This is a genomic window from Delftia sp. JD2 (genome assembly GCF_001682645.1).
Taxonomy (GTDB): domain Bacteria; phylum Pseudomonadota; class Gammaproteobacteria; order Burkholderiales; family Burkholderiaceae_C; genus Comamonas; species Comamonas acidovorans.
The window spans coordinates 135,948-156,082 of sequence record NZ_LFJT01000001.1; the positions used below are offsets into that span (position 1 = coordinate 135,948).

The following is a 20,135-nucleotide window of genomic DNA, read 5'->3' on the forward strand; positions in this document are numbered from 1 at the left end:
CCGTGCTCAGTCCCGCACGGCGCCCGGGCGGCGGCGCTGCCGCCAGGCAGCCAGCCCGCCCAGCATCAGGGCCAGGCCAGCCAGGCCGGCCGTGCCCAGCGCGGGAATCTGCTGCACCCCTGTGGCACCCGCCAGGCGTGACTGCAGATACCAGTGGCTGCCCACCTGCACCAGCTGATAGCTGTAGCCTCCGGCCTGCAGCGGCGCCGCCAGCACGAAGGCACCTGCAGGCGATGCCGCACCATTGACCTGCACGACCAAAATACCGTTACCCGCGGTCGCCGCGCCCAGGCCTGCGGCGTTGGCAATGTCCAGGCGCGTGGGCGCACCTGCCGTCACGCTGCCGTTCACCACCAGACGGTCACTGGGCGACGCTTCATTGCCCAGTTGCGTGGCCATGGCCAGCACGCCGCCGCCGCTGTAGTTGCCTGTCACGCTCAGCGTGGTGCCGGGTACGGCCGGAGCGCCGGTCCTGGGAAGGCGCACCGTGCCCGCGTTCACCAGGCTGGCCACGGTCTGGGCCAGGCCGTCGAGATCCAGCACGCCCGAAGCCTGCACCTCATGGGCCGAAACGCTGGTCAGCACATTGGCAGCGCCGGCACGCAGACTGCCGCCCTGGACCGTGGTGGCGCCGCCGTAGCTGCCGGCAGCTTCCAGCACCAGCGTGCCGGTGCCGGCCTTGGCCAGGCCACCCGGGCCGGACAGCACCAATGCCACCGTCGCCGTCGCGCCGCTGGCCACGTTGACCGTGTTGGCTCCCGCGCCCTGCAATCCCAGGGTCGCACCCTGGAGGCGGTAGCCATCGACATCGAACTGCATGCCGGTAATGCCGATGGCCCCCGCACCGGCATCCGCCGTCACCACACCGGCCAGGCCCTGGAACCGGGCCACGGTGGGGTTGGGTTGATAAGGGCCGTTGAGCGCGCCGCCAGCACCAGTCCAGTTGCGGCCATCGGCACGCCAGACGCCTGTGCCGCCGTTGACCACGTTGTTGTCCCTGAGCGCGGCATTGCCACCATCCCAATAGCCCAGTGCCACGCCGACCGTGGAGAGCAGGTTCACCTGCCCGGGCACCGAAGTCTGCAGGGTCAGGTTGTCCGCCACCACGCCTGGCGGCAGCGCGCCGAAGGCCAGGCTCCCGGCCAGCGTGCCGCGATAGTCGAACAGCCGGTACACGCCTGCGCCAAAGCCGCCCAGGTCATTGATGCCAAGCGTGCCGCCCAGCGTGAGATTGCCGTTCACATCGAACAGGGCCGTGGCCGAAGGCGCTCCTAGGCCGGCCTGTACCACCGCACCGCCGCCCAGCGTCGCCAGGCCTGCAACGCTGAGCTTGCGGCCTTGCTGGCCCAGCAGCACGCCGCCGGCGGTCTGGTCCAGGTCGCCAGAGACCGTGCCCGCCCCGGTCACCACGCCGGAGCCGCTGGCCGTGACGGTGCCGCCCTGCGTGCCATCGACATCCAGCTGCCCGCCCGTGACCGACGCCGTGCCGCCAAGCGCATTGGCGACCACCAGCCGCCCCCCGGAGACCGCGGTGCTGCCCGAGAAACCGGAGCTGTCGGCCGACAGCGTGGTCGTGCCGGCCTGATGGGTGATGCGGTGCGTGCCGGGATCGACGCTGGACAGCGCAAGCGCAAAGCCCAGGTTGGCGCCCGTGTGGTTGAAATGCAGGGTGCCGGTCCCCAGGCGGAAGTCGATGCGGGCCGCATCGACCACGCCGGGCGCCATGGCGGCGTCGGCCGGTCCACCTCCCACCTGGAGGGTTCCGACAGCGCCCGCGTCAGCATCCATGGTGATGGTCCCGGCGCCCCCCTGCACAGACAGCGCACCACCATCGCGCACGGTGACCGTGCCTGTTCCGTTGAAGCTGGTGAAGAAATCCTGGGTGCTGCGCCAGGCCGAGCCTGTTCCACTGATCGTCGCCGTGCCCACGCCTTCAGGGACATCGCCCAAAGCACCCACCACGCCTGACACCACGCCCCCATCTTCGACCTTCAAGGTGCCTGTGCCCCTGCCACCAATCACGAGACTGCTTGAACCGTTCCACGTGGAACCCGCGCCCCGGACGGTGACCGTGCCATTGCTGCCCAGGTCGTAGCCCACGGTGCCGACCCCGGAGTGGGTCACTGAGCCTCCGCTGTCCATGGTGAGCGTTCCCGTGCCCGTACTGCCGACGTGCAGCGTGGTGCCCGCATTCCAGCTGGGCGAGGGGTTGGGCATCTGGACAGGCACCACATCGCCGGTGGAAGTGACCGTTTGGGCTTGCGCCTGGGTGCAGCACAAGGCCACGCCCCATGCCAGGATTTTCAACACGGACCGAGGGGGCACAGGCAGCGAAGAAGAAGGCGAACGCATGCGGCTGCGGGCCGTGCATGCACGAGACAGTTCCATATCCATCTTGGCGATCTTTGTGTTTGTCATCTGCACCGCAGCCTGGCGCAGCAGATGGGTCAAGACTTGCAGGGCCTGCATCTGTGGATGGCAGGCACAGCAAGTCTTGCGCACGTACACAAAGAGTCAATTCCGGGGAGCATGGAGAGCCTGCCTTTCTCCTGTAAGACAAAGGCGCGAAGTGTGTGGGCCCGCCGTCCGGACTCAGTGCCTGGCCCCGGCCGTGCAACGCCACGGCTGGAGCGGCACAGGCTCTCATCGGCGCTGCTGCAGCTCCCGCCGCGCCTTTTCGTAGGGCGTCTCCTCGGGCTCGGGAACATGCACCACGGCCTCGCCGGCACCGCCCAGCGGCATGCGGTAGACCCAGAGGCTGTGGCGGCCCGGTCCCTGGCGCTGCCAGGAGGGCTCCACGCCGGGCAGCGCAAAGTCCAGGCTGACCAGCCAGGCACCCTCAGGCAGCTCCGTGGCGGCCTTGACGGCCGCACGGCCCATGCTTTCGGGGCGCTGGAACAGGTAGACCATCTGGTACCCGCTCCAGTCGGCCAGCCAGATGTCGGCACGGCGCACGCGGGCCCAGGGGCAGCGCAGCGCGCACAGCCAGCGCAGCGGCCAGCTCCACTCCATGCCGTTGAGCCGCGCCTGCGGGTACTGCCCGCGCAGCGCGCGCAGGCCGTCGCCCAGGCCGCAACCGGCATCGAGCACGGCCGCGCCGTCCGGCAGCGGCGCGGCATCGGCCAGGCCTTGCAGCGCATCTGTCGGCGTGGGAAACAGCGGCGCATCGCGCCAGGCGTTGAGCGGGTAGACCAGGGTCAGCAGACCCAGCGCCGCCAGCCACAGCCAGGGGCTGATGGCGGCCAGGCCGCCCGGCCCCCACAGCATCAGGCAGGACAGCGGAAAGCCCGCCGCCACGGCCAGGCGCCGCCACCAGGGCGTGGCCAGCAGGCTGGCGAGCACGCCCAAAAAACAGGCCGCCAGCCAGGCGGCCAGCGGCCCTAGGGTCGATTGCAGCGCGGCGTAAACAAGCCAGGCACCCGCCCAGGCAAGAAGGGCCGGGGCTGGCCAGGGAAGGCGCCGCATGTCAGAGCCTCATTGCGCGACGCGCCTCCCACAGCCCATGAAACGAGCGCGACCTATGAGCCCGAAACGCCCCAAACCAGGGACAGCGGGCAAGGGCCGCCCCGCAGCGAGGCTGTCGCCGGCCGCCCGTATGCCCCCCTCCCGCAGGAGAGGGGGAAGGCGCGAAGCGACTCAGGGGGTGCTGCATCTCATTGCTGTTGCAGTGCTTGCGAGGTGGCACGGTCGAGGCGGCCGGTCTGCGGCAGGCTCTGGTCGCGCTGGAACTCGCGCAGGGCGTTCTGGGTGTTCTTGCCCATGGAGCCGTCAGGCGTACCTGCGGTGTAGCCCAGGGCATTGAGCTTTTGCTGGGCCGCGCGCAGCGACATGCCGGCGGCATTGGCGCCCGGAGCCGATGTCTGCGACGGTGCGGCACCGCCGTCCACGCCCAGGCGTCCGCCGCCGCCCAGGCCCTGGCCCTTGACGGTCTGCGCCTTGTAGTTGCGCAGCGAGCGCACCATCTGGTTGTAGGCGTCCATGAAGGCGGCGGCGATCACCTTGCCTTCGGCCGTGCGCGTGTAGCCGCCCAGCGAGGCGCCGGCGGAGCCGCCGAACAGCGCGCCCATGCCGCCCCAGTCGGTCTTGGAGGACGAGCCTTCGGAAGCCGACACCTGCACGCCCGAGCGGTTGTCCACCAGGGCCAGCATGACCGAGGCTTCACGGGTCTTGGTGGCTGCAGCCAGCGCGCCGAAGATGCCGCCGGCGCGGCCGCCGATGGCGCCGCCCATGCCGCCGGCATCGCTCTGGTTGAAGATCACTTCGGGGGACAGGCCGTAGTCGGAGGCCACCATCTGGCCCTTGCCCAGGTTGCTGCCGCCGCGCATTTCGCCCGAGTCCATCAGCGCGCGTTCACGCGCCATGGCACCCATGCCGGCCGCGCCGCGTTCCACGACGATGAAGCAGTTGGACTGCTGGATCATCAGGCGCAGCAGCTGCGAGGTGGGCGGCAGGCGGTACTGCTGCGTGAGGATGGTGTACCAGCCCGCGGTCTGGTTCTCAACCAGGGAGATGGTGCCCAGCGAGGAGTCGCAACGCTCCAGCTCGGTGTTGGCGTTCTCGGCGCTGGCACCGCCTGCGGCGCCCGTGGCCACGGTCTTGGCTTCGGGCGAGCCCATGCGCATGTCGGTGGTCACGCAGCCGGTCAGCGCCACGGCAGCGATGGCAGTCAGGGCAAGATACTTCTTCACGTTGTAATCCTCTTGGTCTGGTCTAGGTGAATCAGCGCCAGGGCAATGGGCGTCCACGCACTGGCAGCGTCGCCAGTCAGCGATTACACACAATTACCCCGCATAACAGCGCGCAAATATACCGGGATTCACCCTTGCGAAAAAGCGCTGCTTTGCTGGAGAACGACAGATCACAGACGGTTACAAGCTGTTGTCATCACTCGGGTGCATCACCGCGCAAACGTTCGATCAGCCCGTTGAGCGCATCGAGCGAGCCGAACTGGATCGCCACTTCGCCCATTTCCTGCAGCTTGCCGCCACGGCGCACGGACTTCTTGATGCGCACTTCGACATCGGCCATGAGCAGATCGGACAGCTCTTCTTCCACGCGCTTGATGTCGCGCGACTTGCCGTCCTTCTTGGACTTCTGGCGCACCAGGCTGAAGTCGGCGCCGATCTTCTTGACCAGGGCCTCGGCCTCGCGCACCGACAGCTTCTTGGCCGCGATCTGGTTGCCGGCCGTGATCTGGGCCGCGCGGTCCAGCGACAGCAGGGCGCGCGCATGGCCCATGTCGATGTCGCCGGCCATGAGCATGGTCTGCACCGGGTCGGCCAGGTTGAGCAGGCGCAGGATGTTGGTGGCCGCGCTGCGCGAGCGTCCCACGGCCTGGGCCGCCTGCTCGTGCGTGAGGCCGAATTCCTTGACCAGGCGCGACAGGCCCTGGGCCTCTTCCAGCGGGTTGAGGTCCTCGCGCTGGATGTTCTCGATCAGCGCCATGGCGGCGGCGGCCTCGTCGGGCACCTCGCGCACCAGCACCGGCACCTCGGCCAGGCCGGCGATGCGGGCCGCACGGAAGCGCCGCTCGCCCGCAATGATTTCGTACTTGCCGGCGTGGTCGCCCTTGGCCAGGCGGCGCACCAGGATGGGCTGCATGATGCCTTGGGCCTTGATGCTTTCGGCCAGCTCGTAGAGCGCGCCCTCGTCCATGTGGGTGCGCGGCTGGTACTGGCCGGGCACCATGACGTCGAGCTGCAGGATGCTGGGCAGGCCGGTCTCGGCCACCGGGCCGCCGCCCTCTTCCTTGTCGTGGACCTTGGGTCCGAGCAGGGCTTCCAGCCCGCGTCCCAGTCCCTTGGGTTTCTTGGTCACCATGGTGTTGTCCTTGTCAAAGCGATGCCAGCAGCGCGTGTCCGCTGTCCCAGTCGCCCAGCCCGCTGGCCGTGTTGAGATGGCCCGAAGGCCCTGCGTCGACGAAGCGTGCGCCCCAGGCATCGGCCATGGCTTGCACGCGCTGGGCGCTGCAGTAAATGTCGTTGTCGCTGCCGACCACGATGGAGGCAAACGGCAGGCGCTGCATCATCACGGGCGACCAGCCGGGCAATTGCTCGCGCAGCTGGGGCTGCTCGGTATCGCCGGGGGCCACCAGCAGCGCGCCGCGCACCTTGCGGGCGGCCAGCGGCGAATGCGCCGCCCACCAGGCCACAAGGATGCAGCCCAGGCTGTGCGCCACCAGCACCACGGGGCGCGGCGCGTCGAGCACCGTCTCCTGCAGCCTGGCGCTCCAGTCGCCGCGCAGCGGGCGGTCCCAGTCGTTTTGCTCCAGGCGGCGGTAGCCGTGGCGCTGCTCCCAGCGGCTTTGCCAGTGGTCGGCGTCCGAGTTCTGCCAGCCGGGCAGCAGCCAGACGTCCTCAGCAGTCACGTCGATTTGCATGTTCTGCTCAGCCATTTAAATAACCAATGCGCTGAGTTGCGCCTACAGCCCATGAAACCGGCGTGGCCCAAGGCCAGTGACAGCAAGCAAGGGCCGCCCCGCAGCGAGGCTGTCGTCCCCCTCCCGCAGGAGAGGGGGAAGGCGCGAAGCGACTCAGGGGGTGTTGTGTCGAACCTTGCATGGCTCTCACATCTTCTTGATGCGGCGCACCATCTCGTGCGCGAAATCGATGAAGGCCTTGCTGCCCTTGGCGCCCGGATCGAAGACCACGCCGGGCACGCCATAGCTGGGCGCCTCGGCCAGGCGCACGTTGCGCGGGATGACGGTGTCGAACACCTTGTCGCCGAAGTGCTCCTTGAGCTGGTCGCTGACCTGCTGCTGCAGCGTGGTGCGCGGATCGAACATCACGCGCAGCAGGCCGATGATCTGCAGGTCGGGGTTCATGTTGGCATGCACCTGCTTGATCGTGTTGACCAGGTCGGTCAGGCCTTCGAGCGCGAAGTACTCGCACTGCATGGGCACGACCACGCCATGGGCCGCGCACAGGCCGTTCAAGGTGAGCATGGACAGGCTGGGCGGGCAGTCCACCAGCACGAAGTCGTAGTCGGCATCGACCGCCTTGAGGGCGCCCTTCAGGCGATCGTTGCGGCGCTCCAGGGTGACCAGCTCGATCTCGGCGCCGCTGAGTTCGCGGTTGGCGCCCAGCACGTCGTAGCCCACGGCATCGGAACGCACGGCGGCTTCCTTGACGCTGGCGTTCTCCAGCAGCACGTCATAAACCGACAGCTCCAGCGCACGCTTGTCCACGCCCGAGCCCATGGTGGCATTGCCCTGCGGGTCCAGGTCGATCATCAGCACGCGCTGGCCGACCTTGGCCAGGCCCGCTGCAAGGTTGACGGCGGTGGTGGTCTTGCCGACCCCGCCCTTTTGATTGGCGACACAGAAGATTTTGGCCATGGTATTTACACGCTTATTTGGCGATGGCCAGCTTGAGGCCAAAACCGATCAGGAACACGCCCGCAGTCTTTTCGAGAACCCGGGAAACCGCAGGATTGGCGCGCATGCGCTCGGCCAGATGCGCGGTCAGCAGCACCACGATCAGGCAATAGAGAAAGGTCAGCGCGGCCACCGTGGCCGCCATCACCGCGAACGTGAGCAGGCCCTGGTGGCTTGCGGGATCCACGAACAGCGGGAAGAAGGCCATGTAGAACACGATGGACTTGGGGTTCATCAGGGTGATCAGGCCGGCCTGGCGAAAGTAGTGGCGCGGCTCGATGTGCAGCACGGGCTTGTCGCCGGGCTTGGCGGTGAGCATCCTGAAACCCAGCCAGCCCAGGTAGGCGGCGCCCAGCCACTGCACGGCATGGAAGGCCGTGGGATAGGAGGCCAGCAGCGCGGCCACGCCCGCCACGGCCATCCAGATCAGCACCTGGTCGGCCGCCAGCACGCCGGCGCAGGCCGCCATTCCGGCACGTATGCCGCCCTTGCCGGTGGAGGTGATCAGCGCCAGATTGCCCGGCCCCGGAATCAGCAAAAACAGAAGAATGGCAACAACGAATGCGCTGAAATCGGAGATGCCGAACATGCTGACCCCTGAGCGATGAAAGCTGGGAGTTTATGCGAGGGCCATGGCCAGCGCATGTGGAACATGGCCCCGCCGCAACGCGGCAGTGTGCCATTCGGTAAAAAAGTCAGGCGCAAACGCGCAGCCAGAGGATGCAGCGCTCGGCATCCAGGCCCGGCACCTTCAATGGTTCCACGTGAAACACCTGCACGTCGGCGGGCAGCGCGGCGATTTCATCGTCGGGGTGCTTGCCCTTCATGGCCAGCCAGGTGCCGCCCTCCTCCAGCGCCTGGCGCGACCAGCTGGTGAAGTCCGCCAGCGAGGCAAAGGCACGGCAGCTGATCAGCGGATAGCGCGTGGTCAGCTGCTCCACGCGGCTGTGGATGCCGCGCAGGTTGGGCAGGCGCAGCGTGGCCGCCGCCTGCTGGATGAAGGCCGCCTTCTTGCCCACCGTGTCCACGCAGTGCACGTCGATCTGCGGGCAGCAGATGGCAAAGACCACGCCGGGCAGGCCGCCGCCCGAGCCCACGTCCAGCATGGCGGTGCGGCCTTCGCGCGCAGGCATCTGTGCCAGATGGCGCTGCAGCGCCGGCACGGCAGCCAGGCTGTCGAGCAGGTGATGGGTCAGCATCTCCTGCGGATCACGCACGGCCGTGAGGTTGTAGACCTTGTTCCACTTGCCCAGCAGGGCCTGGAATTCCATCAGCGTATCGATCTGGGCGGGGGTGAGGTCCAGCCCCAGTGCCTGCAGGCCGGCTTCGAGCGGAGCGCGCAGTTCCTGGCTCATGCGGATGCCTCCTCGCCCTTCGCGTCAGTCACATCCGGTGCAAAGCCCCGAAAGCCCCCCTTCTTCAGGTGCACCATCAGCAGCGAGATCGCCGCCGGCGTCACGCCCGACATGCGCGACGCCTGGCCCAGCGTCTCGGGCCTGTGCTTTTGCAGCGACTGGCGCACCTCGAAGGACAGGGCCGGCACCTGCATGTAGTCCAGCTCGGCCGGCAGGCGCAGGTTCTCGAAGTGGGCGGTGCGCTGCACCTCGTCCTTCTGGCGGTCGATGTAGCCTGCGTACTTGGCCGCGATTTCCACCTGCTCGACCACGGAGGCGCTGAGATCGCCCAGCACCTCGGGCTGCACATCGGCCGAGGCATAGCGGCCCTCGTTCAGGCTCATCAGCTTGCCGTAGCCCACATCGGGCCGGCGCAGCAGGTCGAACAGGTTGTACTCGCGCTCGATGGACTTGCCCAGCACACGCTCCGATTCCTCGGGCGTGACGATGCGCGGATTGACCCAGGTGGACTTCAGGCGCTCTGTTTCACGTGAAACAGCATCGCGCTTGCGGCTGAAGGCATCCCAGCGCGCATCGTCCACCAGGCCCATGGCGCGGCCCGCTTCGGTCAGGCGCATGTCGGCGTTGTCCTCACGCAGCTGCAGCCGGAACTCGGCGCGGCTGGTGAACATGCGGTAGGGCTCGGTCACGCCCTTGGTGATCAGGTCATCGACCAGCACGCCCAGATAGGCCTCGTCGCGGCGCGGCAGCCAGGCTTCCTGGCCGCGGCACTGCAGCGCGGCGTTGAGGCCGGCGAACAGGCCCTGGGCCGCCGCTTCCTCGTAGCCGGTCGTGCCGTTGATCTGGCCGGCGAAGAACAGGCCCTGGATCTGGCGCGTCTCGAAGCTGCTCTTGAGCGAGCGCGGATCGAAGTAGTCGTACTCGATGGCGTAGCCGGGGCGCAGGATGTGCGCGTTCTCCAGCCCCTTCATGCTGCGCACCAGTTCGTACTGGATGTCGAAGGGCAGGCTGGTGGAGATGCCGTTGGGATAGAACTCGTTGGTGGTCAGGCCTTCGGGCTCCAGGAAGATCTGGTGGCTTTCCTTGTCGGCAAAGCGGTTGATCTTGTCCTCGACGCTGGGGCAGTAGCGCGGTCCCACGCCCTCGATCTTGCCCGTGAACATGGGGCTGCGGTCAAAGCCGCTGCGGATGATGTCGTGCGTGCGCTCGTTGGTGTGGGTGATCCAGCAGGGCATCTGGCGCGGGTGCATGGCCGCATTGCCGATGAAGCTGAACACGGGCAGCACGCCTTCGTTGACACCGCCGGGCATGCCGTCGCCGGGCTGCTCCTCGCACTGCGAGAAATCGATGCTGCGGCCATCCAGGCGCGGCGGCGTGCCGGTCTTCAGGCGCCCCTGGGGCAGCTGCAGCTCCTTGAGCCGCGACGACAGGCTGACGGCCGGCGGATCGCCCGCGCGGCCTGCCGCGTAGTTGTTCAGGCCCACGTGGATCTTGCCGTCCAGGAAGGTGCCCGCCGTGAGCACCACGGTGCGGCTGCGAAAGCGCACGCCCACCTGGGTGACGGCACCCACCACGCGGTCGCCCTCGACCATGAGGTCATCCACCGCCTGCTGGAACAGCCACAGGTTGGGCTGGTTCTCCAGCATGTCGCGGATGGCGGCCTTGTAGAGAATGCGGTCGGCCTGGGCGCGCGTGGCACGCACGGCCGGGCCCTTGGAGCTGTTGAGGATGCGGAACTGTATGCCGCCGATATCGGTGGCCAGCGCCATGGCGCCGCCCAGCGCATCCACTTCCTTGACCAGATGGCCCTTGCCGATCCCGCCGATGCTGGGATTGCAGCTCATCTGGCCCAGGGTCTCGATGTTGTGGCTCAGCAGCAGCGTCCTGCAGCCCATGCGCGCAGCGGCCAGCGCGGCCTCGGTGCCGGCGTGGCCGCCACCGACCACGATCACATCAAATTCCTGTGGGTACAACATGCTTATCACTCCGGGGGCCTGCCCGGCCCAAGCCCCCGACACGGAGCACTCACGCTCCGGCGCTCATGGCAGGTGGCCCTCGTTCATGTAGCGAGGGGAACCCAGCGGGGAACCCGCGATTTTCCCACCTTTGCCGCACCAGTGCCTTGCAAGGGGTCGGCCGGCCCCGCCACCGGGCCGGCACTGCGCCGGTGTTCCACGTGAAACAGTGCGGCGAACCAGCGCGTGCACCGCAGGATGCTGCGCGCCGCCGCCCGCAGGGCGGCCCGCTTGCAAGAAACATGTGCAGGGCCTGTGATGCAATGGCGGCCATGCAGATCCTCATCTTCGCGGGCAGTACCCGCCAACAATCGCACAACCGGCGCCTGGCCGCCGCCGCCGCCGACATGGCGCGCGAACTGGGCGCCCAGCCCACGCTGCTGGAGCTGTCGGATTTCGACATCCCCATGTACAACGCCGACCTGGAGGCCAGCGGCACGCCGCCCGACGTGCTGCGCTTCAAGGCCGCGCTGCACAGCCACCCGGCCTGGCTGATCTGCTCGCCCGAGTACAACGGCAGCTACCCCGCCCTGCTCAAGAACGCCATCGACTGGGCTTCCAGCCCCGTGGCCGGTGATCCGGTCTGGTCCGATGGCACCCTGCCCTTTCGCGGCAAGGTCGTGGGCATGGCCAGCGCCTCGCCCGGCGGCCTGGGCGGCCTGCGGGCCCAGTCGCACCTGGCGCCGCTGCTGCTGAACCTGCAGTGCTGGCTGGCACCCGTGAGCCACGCCGTAGGACAGGCAGGCCAGGCATTCGACGACGCCGGCCGCCTGCAGCGACCCCAGGACCAGCAGGGCATGAAGGCCGTGCTGGAACAGGTGCTCTGGGCTGCACAGCGCCTGTCGGCCTGAACCCTGCCGCCAGCGCGGTCCCATCATGCGCAGCCCCTGCACATGGGGTTAGCATGGGCGCTTGTCTTTCTTACCCTGATCGGAAGCCATCCACCATGAAGCTCTACTACAGCCCTGGCGCCTGCTCTCTGTCTCCCCACATCGTCCTGCACGAGGCAGGCCTGGCCTACGAGCCGGTCCTGGCCAGCACCAAGACGCACAAGCTGCAGGACGGCACGGACTACTACGGCATCAACCCGCTGGGCTATGTTCCCTTCCTCGTGCTCGACGACGGCGACACGCTGCATGAAGGCCCGGCCATCGTCCAGTACCTGGCCGATCTGGTCCCCGAGAAGAAGCTGGCACCGGCCAACGGCACCATGGCCCGCTACCACCTTCAGGAGTGGCTGAACTTCATCGGCACCGAGCTGCACAAGGGCTTCGGCCCCCTGTTCAACCCCGCCACGCCCGACGACTACAAGCCCGTGGTGCGCCAGCGCGTGCTGGACCGCCTCAAGTGGGTGGACGGCGAGCTCAATGGCCGCGACTACCTGATGGGCGAGCAGTTCACCGTGGCCGACGCCTACCTGTTCACCGTGACGGGCTGGGCCCAGTTCGTGGGCGTGGACATCTCCGAGCTGACCAACCTCCTGGCCTACCGCGAGCGCGTGCTGGCCCGCCCTGCCGTGCAGGCCGCGATGAAGGCCGAAGGCCTGCTCAAGTAAGCAGCGCCGAGCCCGGGCTCGGCGGCACAAGGGGCCGGCTGGTGTGAACCAGCCGGCCCCTTATCTTTTGCGCGTGCGGATGCGCTGCTCTATCTGGGCCGCCGCAGCGCGCACCTGCTGGGCGATGCGCCGCACGCGCGCCGCCGTCATGCGCTGGGTCAGCGCGGCCACGCTGACCGCCCCCATGGCCTGGCCCATGCTGTCGCAAAAATGCGCGCCCACGGCCGTCACGCCCAGGCTCACGCGGTTCTGTATCACGGCCACGCCTGCGCGGGCCGTTTCCTCGCAGGCCAGGCGCAGTCCCGCATCGGTGAGCTTGCCAAAGGCCGGCAGGGCGGGCGCCACGCGCTCGATGATGGCCTCGCGCTCCTCGGGCGCAATGGCGGCCAGCACGGCCAGCCCCCCGGCGCCCACGCCCAGCGGGCGCCGGCTGCCGACCTGCAGCACCAGCGTGCGTATGGGGAAGTCGCCTTCGAGCCGGTGCAGGCACACGGCCTCGAATCCGCTGCGCACCACCAGGTAGGCCGTGTCCTCGGTTTCACGTGACAGCGCCGCCATGGCCGGCTCGCACAGGTCGCGTATGTCGTGCAGCATCGACCCGGCCAGGCCCAGCTCGAAGGCCAGCGGCCCCAGCCGGTAGCGGTGGGTCTGGGCGTCGTGCACCACCAGGCGCTCGGCAATCAACTGCTTGAGGATGCGGTGGGCCGAAGGGTGGGGCACGCCGGATTTTTCGGCCAGTTCGCTGAGCGGGCAACCGCGCGCGCCCCCGGTCGCCAGCAGCTTGAGAAAGGCCACGCCCCGCTTGAGGGAGCCGGCATCGGACGATGAGGTCATGTTCGTTTATCGGACAACTGAGTGGCGCCGCCGGGCGATTTGAAAACAATCGGAATGGCCGATCAACCACGGCCCGGCCAGGGCACGGCAAGGCCGGGCGCCACGGATTTCCGAATGATGCAACTCTCCCATCCGCCATTGCAAGACAGAATCGCCGTCGTCACCGGCGCCAGCAGCGGCATAGGCGCCGCCACGGCGCGAGCCCTGGCCCGCGAGGGCGCCACCGTCGTGATCGGTTACCACCAGGGCCGCGACCGCGCCCAGGCGCTGCGCGAGGAACTGCCGGGCAGCCACCACACGCTGCAGCTGTCGCTGCAAGACGAGGCCAGCCACGCCACCGCCGCCCAGTGGCTGCAGCAGCACCTGGGCCGGGTGGACCTGCTGGTCAACTGCGCGGGCTTCACCGAGCGCATCGCGCACGCGCAGATCGATGCGCTGGAGCCCGCGCTGTTCAATCGCATCCTGTGCGCCAACGTGGGCGGCACCTATGCCGTGACGCGGGCCCTGCTGCCGCTGCTGCGCGCCTCGCAGGACGCCGCCGTGGTCAACGTGTCCTCGGTCTCCGCCTTCACGGGCCTGGGCAGCAACATGGCCTATTGCGCCGCCAAGGCCGCGCTGGACACGCTGACGGTGTCCATGGCGCGCGCCTTCGGCCCGGTGCGCTTTCTGTGCGTCTCGCCCGCCGCCGTGGACACGGGTTTCGTAGGGGGCCGCAGCCGCCAGGAGCTGGAGAAAAAGGCCGCGCACACGCCGCTGGGCCGCGTGGTCGAACCCGGCGATGTGGCGCAGGCCATCCTCGCCTGCGCCACGCATCTGCGCACGGCCACGGGCACGCGCATCGTGATCGACGGCGGCCACAGCCTCGGTTGAAAGAAGGCACGTCATGCTCGTCGAACAACGCACCTACACCGCCCACCCCGGCAAGTGGCGGGACTACCTGGCGCTCTACCAGGCCGAGGGCCTGGAGCTGCAGCAGCGCATTCTGGGCCGCATGGTCGGCTACTACACCAGCGACTCGGGGCCGCTCAACCAGATCGTCCACCTGTGGGCCTATACGGACCTGAACGAGCGCGCCGAGCGCCGCGCGCGCCTGCTGGCCGAGCCACGCTGGCAGGCCTATGTCGCGCGCATGCTGCCGCTGCTGCAAAGCCAGGAATCGAAGTTCCTGGTCCCGGCCCCCTTCTTCCAGCCCCAGTGGAGCGGCTGCCAGGAGCCGCTCCACGGCGCCACAGGCCCCGCGTCCACTTCCGGCCCCCTTTCCACCGACTGACAGGAGACATCCATGCTGTGCAAAAAGCTTCACCACGCCGCCTACCGCTGCAAGGACGCGGCCGAGACCGTGCGCTTCTATACCGAGGTGCTGGGCCTGCGCTTCACCCACGCCATGGGCGAGGACCATGTTCCTTCCACGGGCCAGTACAGCCCGCACATCCACATCTTTTTCGAGATGGAGGACGGCAGCTCCATCGCCTTCTTCGAGTGCCCCAGGGACCCGGGCCAGATGAAGGACATGGAGTCGCCGGGCTGGATACAGCACTTCGCCTTCGAGGTCGCCGACGTGGACACCGTGCTGCGCGCCCGGCAGGACCTGCTGGACCGGGGCATTGACGTGGTGGGCCCCACCAACCACGACGACTTCATCACCTCCATCTACTTCTTCGACCCTTCGGGCCACCGCCTGGAGCTGACCGCACGCACGGCCGACGCGGCGCGCCACCAGGTCTTCGAGCAGGAGGCCATGCAGGTGCTGGCCCTGTGGAACGAGACCCGCGACTGGTCGCAGCGCGAAAAGCTCTACGGCGCCCAGACCGGCTACGCACGCGCGGACCGCTAGCCGCAACACCAGCCAGGCCAGCCAGGCCACTGGACAGGTCCGCAGCGCGCAATACAAAAAAGGAGATATGACATGACTGCCATCACCCGACGCACGGCCCTGCTTGCAGGCGCCGCCTCACTCGCCCTGTCCACGGCCCGGGCCCAGGGCGGTTTTCCCAACCGGCCCATTCAATTGATCCACGGCTTTGGCGCGGGCGGCAACGCCGACGTGGTGGCTCGGCTCGTGGCCCAGAAGCTGCAGGAATCGCTCAGGCAGCCCGTGGTGGTGGAGATCAAGAGCGGCGCGGGCGGCTCCATTGCCAGCAACTTCGTGGCCAAGGCGGTGCCGGACGGCTACAGCCTGGTCATGCTCACGGGCGCGCACACCGTGTCGGCCGCGCTGCGCAAATCGCTGCCCTACGACGCGGTCAAGGACTTCGCCTTTGTCTCCACCGTCTCGTCCTTTCCCTTCGTGGTGGCCGTGCGCGCCGAGCATCCCGCCAGGACCCTGGCCGATCTGCTGGCCATGGCCCGCAAGGAGCCGGGACGCATCACCTTCACCTCGGTGGGCGTGGGCTCCACCCAGCACATGGCCGGTGAGCTGCTGGGCTCCACGGCCAAGGTACAGCTGCTGCACGTGCCCTACCGGGGCGGCGGCGCACCCGTGCAGGCTGTGATAGCGGGCGATGTGGACGTGCTCAGCGACACGCTGACCGTGGCCATGCCGCACATCAAGTCGGGCCGGCTGCGCGCCCTGGCCGTCACCAGCGCCCAGGCCTGGCCCACCCTGCCCGAGGTGCCGCCGGCCTCGGCCGTGCTGCCCGGCTTCGAGGTGCGCTCCTGGCTGGGCCTGGCCGCGCCCGCAGGCACGCCCGCCGACGCGGTGCAAAGGCTGGCCGCCGAAACCCACAAGGCCCTGAAGGAGCCCGACCTGCTCCAGGCCCTGGCCAGCGCCGGCAGCGCGGCAACGCCCTGCAGCCCCGAGGAGATGCGTGCCATGGTGGGCGCCGAGATCGCGCGCTGGCGCGGCGTCATCCAGCAGGTCGGCATTCCGCTGCAGGCCTGACGCCATGGACATCATCGGCCTGTGCGGCAGCCTGCGCCGCCATTCCCTGAACCGCATGCTGCTGGAGCTGGCGGGCGAATGCCTGCCACCCCAGGCCACGATGCAGGTCTGCGACTGGCGCGCGCTGCCGCCGCTGGATGCCGACCTGCTGGCCACGGGCATGCCCGAATCCGTGCACCAGTTGCGCGAGCGCATCCGCCGTGCCGACGCCGTGGTTCTGGCCACGCCCGAGTACAACTTCTCCATTCCAGGCATGTTCAAGAATGCGCTGGACTGGATCTCGCGTGGCGACGACCAACCCTTTCAGCACAAGCCCGTGGCCCTTGTCTCGGCCTCGCCCGGCCCGCTGGGCGGCGCGCGCGTGCAGTACGAACTGCGCAAGGTATTGCAGTGCATGGAAGCCGACGTGCTGGCCCGGCCCGAGGTCTTCGTGGGCCAGGCGGCGCAGAAATTCGACAGCCAGGGCCTGTGCACCGATGCCGCCACGCGCAGCTTCGTGACGGCGCAGATGCAGGCGCTGGGCCGACTCGTGGCGCAGCACCGTCGCCTGCACGACAGCGCGCAAATCCCTGGCCTGCACGATTGATTCCATGGGCGTAATCTGTGCCGTACGCCGCGCCGCCCGCACGGGCGGCGCTTTTGCTTCACGCACAGAAAGCCCCGTTGCATGACCTCTCTGTTCGAACCCATACAGGCCGGCGAGCTGCGCCTGCCCAACCGCATCGCCATGGCACCCCTGACGCGCAACCGCGCACCCCAGGCCTTGCCCAACGACATCATGGTCACCTACTACGCCCAGCGCGCCAGCGCCGGCCTGCTGATCAGCGAAGGCACGGCCATCAGCCACCAGGGCCAGGGCTATGCCCATGTGCCGGGCCTGTACGGCAGCGAGCAGCTCGACGGCTGGAAGCGCGTGACCGACGCCGTGCACAAGGCCGGCGGGCGCATCGTCACCCAGCTGTGGCATGTGGGCCGGGTCTCGCACACGTCGCTGCAGCCCGAAGGCCAGGCGCCCGTGGGGCCGTCCCCGGTGGCGGCCAAATCCAAGACCTATGTGATCGACGAGGACTCGGGCAAGGGCCAGTTCGTGCCCACCTCCGCGCCGCGCGCGCTCGCCCAGCACGAGCTTCCCGCCATCGTCCACAGCTTCGCCGTGGCCGCGCGCAATGCCGTGGAGACGGCCGGTTTCGACGGCGTGGAGCTGCACGGCGCCAACGGCTATCTGCTGGACCAGTTCCTCAAGACCGGCGCCAACCAGCGCGATGACGACTACGGCGGCAGCATCGAGAACCGCGCCCGCCTGCTGCTCGAATGCACGCGCGCCGCCGCCGATGCCGTGGGCGGCGGCCGCGTGGGCATCCGCCTGTCGCCCGTGACGCCGGCCAACGACATCGCCGATGCCGACCCCCAGCCGCTGTTCGAATACGTGGTGCGCCAGCTGGCGCCGCTGGGCCTGGCCTACATCCACATCATCGAAGGCGCCACCGGCGGCCCGCGTGAATTGCCCGACCGGCCCTTCGACTACGCGGCCCTCAAATCCGCCTACCGCCAGGCCGGCGGCCAGGGCGCCTGGATGGTCAACAACGGCTATGACCGCGACATGGCGCTGCGCGCCGTGGAAAGCGGCCACGCCGATATCGTGGCCTTCGGCAAGGCCTTCATCTCCAACCCCGACCTGGTCCACCGCCTGCGCGACGACCTTCCGCTGAACCCCTGGAACTCCAGCCTGTTCTACGGCGGCGGCGCCGAAGGCTATATCGACTACCCGCTCGCGCGCCAGGCCTGATTTGCGGCGCTGCAAAGCAAAAAGCCCGCAGGCATGGCCTGCGGGCTTTTTTCGTTCGAGCGATTCACGGCGTCACGTGAAACAGGGCCGCTGGCCCCTGCCTTCTCAGGCGTGTTCCAGCAGCTGGGTCTCGCGGGCCGAAGCCAGCGGGGCGCGGCCGGCAGCCGGGGCCAGGCCGGGCTTGCCCTGGCCGGGACGGCCATAGGAAGCATGCGAGCCCATGGACGCCACGGCCGCACCGGCAATGCGGAACTGGCCCACCACCTGCGCCAGGCGCGCGGCCTGCTCGCGCAGCGACTCGGCGGCTGCGGCCGATTCCTCGACCAGGGCTGCGTTCTGCTGCGTCATGCGGTCGATATCGCCCACGGCCTGGTTGACCTGGCCGATGCCCCCCGACTGCTCGCTGGAAGCCGCCGTGATCTCGCCAATGATGTCGCCCACGCGCTGCACGCTGTCCACGATTTCCTTCATGGTCTTGCCAGCATCCTCCACCTGGCGCACGCCCACGTCCACGGCCTGCACGCTGGTCTGGATCAGCGCCTTGATCTCGCTGGCCGCCTGGGCCGAGCGCTGGGCCAGGGATCGCACCTCGGCCGCCACCACGGCAAAGCCGCGGCCCTGCTCGCCGGCACGCGCCGCTTCCACGGCGGCGTTCAGCGCCAGGATGTTGGTCTGGAAGGCGATGGAGTCGATCAGGCCGATGATGTCGCCGATCTTGCGGCTGGAGGTCGTGATCTCCTGCATGCTCACCACCGCCTGGGCCACCACGTCGCCACCGCGCGTGGCCGTGGTCGAGGCAGAGGCCGCCAGCTGGTTGGCCAGCTGCGAGGACGATGCCGTCTGCTGCACCGTGGCCGTGAGCTGGGACAGCGAGGCCACGGTCTCCTGCACATTGCTGGCCGTCTGCTCGGTGCGCGAGGACAGGTCCTGGTTGCCCGTGGCGATCTCCTGGCTGGCCGTGGCGATGTTGCCGCTGGCGTCGCGCACCTGGGTCACCATGGAGCCCAGGCTCTGCTGCATCTGGTCCAGGGCGCGCTGCAGGTCGGCCACCTCGTCCTTGCCCTCCACCTTCACGCTCTGCGACAGATCGCCCTGGGCAATGGTCAGCGCCGTCTGGCGCGCCTGCACCAGGGGGCGGCAGATGGACAGCATGTTCATCAGCGTCAGCGGCACCACCACCAGCACCGTGAGCACCACGGCCGCCACGAAGATCCACTGCGTCTGCTCGGCCACGCCCTGCTCCTCCGCGGCCATGGCATCGACCTGCTGGCGCAGCAACTGGTCGAGCTGGGCGATGAGCTTTTCGACTTCGGCCACCTCGGCCATGGCCTTGCCGCTCATGCGGTTGGCCGTGGTCGCCGTGTCATAGCCACCGGCCTCCAGCTGCCGCGCAATGTGCTCGAACTGCTGGCGGTAGCGGTCCACGCGCTCGGAGATGCCGCTGACGATGGCATCGTCGGCCGGGTCCTCGTCCTTCAGAAAGCGCTCGGCCACGGATTTCACGCGGTCGATGGCGGCTAGCCACTGGGTGTGGGCCTTGCGCACCTCTTCGGCACGCTCGTACTGGATGATCATGTCCTTTTCATGGGCGCGCACGGCACCCAGCTCGGCGCGCAACTCCACCATGTAGCCCATCTTGGCGTACGAGGTATGCATGAACTGCTGACTCATGCCATGGATGCGGAACATGCCCAGCATCCCGGCTCCGCCCAGCAGACCCAGCAGTACCAGCACCATGGCGATGGCACCCAGCATCCGCGTGCGGATCGTGAAAGCCCGCATCATTCCCAACAAGTTCATGACCGTTTTCCTCTCTGTCAGTCAAGGCGCCCGCACGGTCTCCAAATGCATAGCGCCAACGTAAATACAAATTGTTGCAGTTTGTCAGATGATCGCCAATGGCCTATGACGGTTTTTGCCTATTCACGGCTCTTTTCGATCTATCGGCCATTGCAGCGGATCATTGAGCCGGCCGGCTCACATCGAATTGGGCCAAATCAACCCTTGCCCAGCCAGGCGCTTGACCTTGCCATGGTGTCAGGGTTCAACATGCCGTCCATGGCTTGCGCCACTTCGGCGCGCCCCAACCAGGAGCGAGAGATGCAACATGTTTTCACCGTGCAGGGCATGACCTGCGGCCACTGCGAACGCGCCGTCACCCAGGCCGTGCAGGGCGTGGATGACCAGGCCCAGGTAAAAATCGATCGCGCCGCCCAGCGCGTGGAAGTCGACAGCAGCGCCAGCCGCGAGGCACTGGGCGCCGCCATTGCCGAAGAAGGCTACAAGGTCGCCTGAGAGACACCTCAAAGACACCCGAAGGCATCCGAAAGGCAC

20 protein-coding genes are annotated in these 20,135 nt (G+C 68.2%); 9 read left to right on the forward strand and 11 right to left on the reverse strand.

From position 1 onward, the window contains the following. Positions 1–6 precede the first annotated feature (6 nt). The 9 genes from ACM14_RS00595 to mnmG form a co-directional block, all read right to left on the reverse strand. Entirely contained in the window at positions 7–2,310 is a 2,304-nt protein-coding gene (locus ACM14_RS00595; protein ID WP_175403216.1) for an IPTL-CTERM sorting domain-containing protein, read from the reverse strand. 333 nt (positions 2,311–2,643) lie between these two features. Continuing rightward, on the reverse strand, positions 2,644–3,465 hold the full coding sequence (locus ACM14_RS00600; RefSeq protein ID WP_065344962.1) for a methyltransferase type 12: 822 nt from the start codon (positions 3,463–3,465) through the stop codon (positions 2,644–2,646). A 188-nt stretch (positions 3,466–3,653) separates the two neighbouring features. Then, positions 3,654–4,688, reverse strand: a complete 1,035-nt coding sequence (locus ACM14_RS00605; RefSeq protein ID WP_013799966.1) for a peptidoglycan-binding domain-containing protein — start codon at positions 4,686–4,688, stop codon at positions 3,654–3,656. Positions 4,689–4,884: 196 nt separating this feature from the next. Further along, entirely contained in the window at positions 4,885–5,820 is a 936-nt protein-coding gene (locus tag ACM14_RS00610; protein ID WP_013799965.1) for a ParB/RepB/Spo0J family partition protein, read from the reverse strand. Between the two features lie 13 nt (positions 5,821–5,833). Next, a complete protein-coding gene (locus ACM14_RS00615) occupies positions 5,834–6,379 on the reverse strand; it encodes an alpha/beta hydrolase (RefSeq protein WP_043783088.1) in 546 nt (181 codons plus the stop codon). Positions 6,380–6,565: 186 nt separating this feature from the next. Then, entirely contained in the window at positions 6,566–7,336 is a 771-nt protein-coding gene (locus ACM14_RS00620) for a ParA family protein (RefSeq protein WP_034397528.1), read from the reverse strand. 13 nt (positions 7,337–7,349) lie between these two features. Further along, a complete protein-coding gene (locus tag ACM14_RS00625) occupies positions 7,350–7,964 on the reverse strand; it encodes a LysE family transporter (RefSeq protein WP_012201988.1) in 615 nt (204 codons plus the stop codon). A 106-nt stretch (positions 7,965–8,070) separates the two neighbouring features. Further along, on the reverse strand, positions 8,071–8,730 hold the full coding sequence (gene rsmG / locus ACM14_RS00630) for a 16S rRNA (guanine(527)-N(7))-methyltransferase RsmG (RefSeq protein ID WP_012201987.1): 660 nt from the start codon (positions 8,728–8,730) through the stop codon (positions 8,071–8,073). Then, entirely contained in the window at positions 8,727–10,706 is a 1,980-nt protein-coding gene (mnmG, locus tag ACM14_RS00635; protein ID WP_065344963.1) for a tRNA uridine-5-carboxymethylaminomethyl(34) synthesis enzyme MnmG, read from the reverse strand. Before mnmG ends, rsmG begins: the two co-directional genes overlap by 4 nt. 302 nt (positions 10,707–11,008) lie before the next feature. On the opposite strand from mnmG, the gene ACM14_RS00640 reads away from it, so the two are divergent. Both ACM14_RS00640 and gstA read left to right on the forward strand, forming a co-directional pair. Beyond that, complete coding sequence (locus ACM14_RS00640) at positions 11,009–11,596, forward strand: NADPH-dependent FMN reductase (RefSeq protein ID WP_016447287.1); 588 nt, start codon at positions 11,009–11,011, stop codon at positions 11,594–11,596. Positions 11,597–11,691: 95 nt separating this feature from the next. Further along, positions 11,692–12,300 carry a glutathione transferase GstA gene (gstA, locus tag ACM14_RS00645; RefSeq protein WP_013799958.1) on the forward strand — a complete coding sequence of 203 codons (609 nt, stop codon included), beginning with the start codon at positions 11,692–11,694 and terminating at the stop codon, positions 12,298–12,300. Between the two features lie 60 nt (positions 12,301–12,360). On the opposite strand, the gene ACM14_RS00650 is transcribed toward gstA, so the two are convergent. Then, the gene (locus ACM14_RS00650; protein WP_065344964.1) at positions 12,361–13,134 is read right to left on the reverse strand and encodes an IclR family transcriptional regulator; all 774 of its coding nucleotides are present in this window, start codon (positions 13,132–13,134) and stop codon (positions 12,361–12,363) included. Positions 13,135–13,248: 114 nt separating this feature from the next. Here ACM14_RS00650 and ACM14_RS00655 point away from each other — a divergent pair, with 114 nt between their 5' ends. From ACM14_RS00655 to ACM14_RS00680, 6 genes are all read left to right on the forward strand, one after another. Further along, the gene (locus tag ACM14_RS00655) at positions 13,249–14,004 is read left to right on the forward strand and encodes an SDR family NAD(P)-dependent oxidoreductase (RefSeq protein ID WP_047469596.1); all 756 of its coding nucleotides are present in this window, start codon (positions 13,249–13,251) and stop codon (positions 14,002–14,004) included. Positions 14,005–14,017: 13 nt separating this feature from the next. Beyond that, positions 14,018–14,404, forward strand: a complete 387-nt coding sequence (locus ACM14_RS00660) for an NIPSNAP family protein (protein WP_063327853.1) — start codon at positions 14,018–14,020, stop codon at positions 14,402–14,404. Between the two features lie 12 nt (positions 14,405–14,416). Further along, complete coding sequence (locus ACM14_RS00665; protein WP_065344965.1) at positions 14,417–14,968, forward strand: VOC family protein; 552 nt, start codon at positions 14,417–14,419, stop codon at positions 14,966–14,968. Positions 14,969–15,040: 72 nt separating this feature from the next. After that, positions 15,041–16,015, forward strand: coding sequence for a tripartite tricarboxylate transporter substrate binding protein (locus ACM14_RS00670; RefSeq protein WP_065344966.1), 975 nt, complete (start codon positions 15,041–15,043; stop codon positions 16,013–16,015). Between the two features lie 4 nt (positions 16,016–16,019). Beyond that, a complete protein-coding gene (locus ACM14_RS00675; RefSeq protein ID WP_065344967.1) occupies positions 16,020–16,601 on the forward strand; it encodes an NADPH-dependent FMN reductase in 582 nt (193 codons plus the stop codon). A gap of 81 nt (positions 16,602–16,682) precedes the next feature. Continuing rightward, positions 16,683–17,801 carry an alkene reductase gene (locus tag ACM14_RS00680; protein ID WP_065344968.1) on the forward strand — a complete coding sequence of 373 codons (1,119 nt, stop codon included), beginning with the start codon at positions 16,683–16,685 and terminating at the stop codon, positions 17,799–17,801. A 105-nt stretch (positions 17,802–17,906) separates the two neighbouring features. Here ACM14_RS00680 and ACM14_RS00685 read toward each other — a convergent pair whose 3' ends face one another. Then, the gene (locus ACM14_RS00685) at positions 17,907–19,601 is read right to left on the reverse strand and encodes a methyl-accepting chemotaxis protein (RefSeq protein WP_034397522.1); all 1,695 of its coding nucleotides are present in this window, start codon (positions 19,599–19,601) and stop codon (positions 17,907–17,909) included. 300 nt (positions 19,602–19,901) lie between these two features. Between ACM14_RS00685 and ACM14_RS00690 the strand changes: the two genes are divergently transcribed. Continuing rightward, on the forward strand, positions 19,902–20,096 hold the full coding sequence (locus ACM14_RS00690; RefSeq protein ID WP_012201975.1) for a heavy-metal-associated domain-containing protein: 195 nt from the start codon (positions 19,902–19,904) through the stop codon (positions 20,094–20,096). Positions 20,097–20,135 lie beyond the last annotated feature (39 nt).